The sequence below is a fragment of the Pseudomonas sp. 8209 genome (genome assembly GCF_028682105.1).
GTDB classification, from domain to species: Bacteria; Pseudomonadota; Gammaproteobacteria; order Pseudomonadales; family Pseudomonadaceae; genus Aquipseudomonas; species Aquipseudomonas palmensis.
Genome location: NZ_JANIAH010000025.1, coordinates 1 through 1,521, shown reverse-complemented (window position 1 = coordinate 1,521; position 1,521 = coordinate 1). Strand labels below are relative to the sequence as shown.

At 67.1% G+C, this 1,521-nt stretch carries 2 protein-coding genes; both read right to left on the bottom strand.

All coding sequences use genetic code 11. The annotated features are described in order from the left end of the window. Positions 1-1,064: type VI secretion system tip protein TssI/VgrG (tssI, locus tag NP552_RS25835; RefSeq protein ID WP_274097323.1), on the bottom strand; the 1,064-nt coding region annotated here is incomplete at its 3' end. 91 nt (positions 1,065-1,155) lie between these two features. Further along, positions 1,156-1,521 (bottom strand): Hcp family type VI secretion system effector (locus NP552_RS25830; protein WP_274097322.1); only part of this gene is annotated, 366 nt, incomplete at its 5' end.

The window sequence follows — 1,521 nt, the reverse complement described above, 5'->3', positions numbered from 1 at the left end:
TCCCACGGCGTGGCGCAGAAGCGGTTGCGATAGCCCTGGTGGAAGTCGTCCTTGAGGTCGGTGACGTCGCTGCTGATCACCTCCTCGAGCACCTGCGGCTGCTTGCCTTCGTGGATGATTTCGGTCAGCAGCCACAGGTCGTTCCAGGCCGGGTTGGCGTGCTCGGTCAGGCTCAGAAAATGCCCGCTGACCAGGCTCGGCTGGTCGCTGCGGCCCTCGGCCAGGCGGTAGTCGCTGCGGTGGCGCTCCAGCGCGCGGGTGGCCAGGTGCTTGCCGCGCGCGCGGTCGCTGAAGCGCGCCGGGTAGTCGTAGTCTTCCAGGTCCGGCGCAGCACCGCTGTCGGCGTCGCTTTCGAGCTGGATGCGCGGTTTGGTGAAGTCGTAGTCGCGCCGCGTGGTGCGGCTGGTGCGCGTGGCCAGGCGCAGGCCGAAGCGCTTGATCACCGGCACGTCGGCCACCAGCCCGGTGTCCTGCTGGTAGGCCACCGGGGCCAGCGTGGGGAATACGGTCTGGTCGTCGCCGAACACCAGCGCATGGCCCTGCGGGCTGTGCTGGAAGTGGTAGTGGATGCCCTCCTCCTCGCACAGGCGCTGGATGAAGTGCAGGTCGGACTCGTCGTACTGCACGCAGTACACCCGCTCGGGGTACACCGCGCCAAGCACGAAGCGGTGGTCGCTGGCGAGGATGCCGTGCTCTTCGAGCACCTGGGCGATGATCTGCGGCACCGTCTTGTGCTGGAAGATGCGCTGGTTGATGCGGTGCGCCAGGTACGCCAGCTGCGGGCGCAGCACCAGCCGGTAGCGCGACAGGCGCCGCCCCGCTTCGCCCTGCGCGGCGCTGTAGACCAGCCCGTGAATGCCGCTGCCGCTGGGCGACAGCTGCAGGAAGGCGAGCGTGTGCAGGAGGGATTCGAGGTTCAGCGACGCCCGTTCACTGACCAGCTCCAGTTCGAATTCGAACGGCTGGCTGAGCGCTTCGCGCCCGCTGAACGACAGCACCTGAAAGTCGCTGTCGACCCCGTCCAGGGTCAGGGTGAAATGGGGCTGGTTGGCCGCTGAGAACATCCGATGTTCCTCCCGCTGCAAAAACTGGGGTGACAGGCTGCCCCGGCCGGCCATGCTGGCTGGCTGGCCGGGGCAGTGAACTAACGCAGGCTTAGCCGGCGACCGGGGTACGCCAGTCGTCCGAGCCGGAGGTACCGGACACTTCGTGGGTCCAGGTGATCTTGCGGTAGGTGAAGTGCACGTCTTCAAGGTGGGTGAAGTGCGCGTTGGCCGGGTCCTGGCAGTTGTGCATGTAGTCCTTGATGTCGACGATGATCGCGTCTTCGAGCTTGGTGGTGAAATAGTGCTCCTGGGTGCCGGCCGCCGAGGTGCGGTACCAGTGGATGACGATTTCGGTCAGGCGCTCGCCGGAGGTCAGCGCGGCCAGCAGCAGGGGCGACGCCTTGTCGAAGACCTTGGTGATGACCACCGGCTTGTGCACGCGCTGGCCGGTCGGCTGACCGGACTGCGGGTCGCG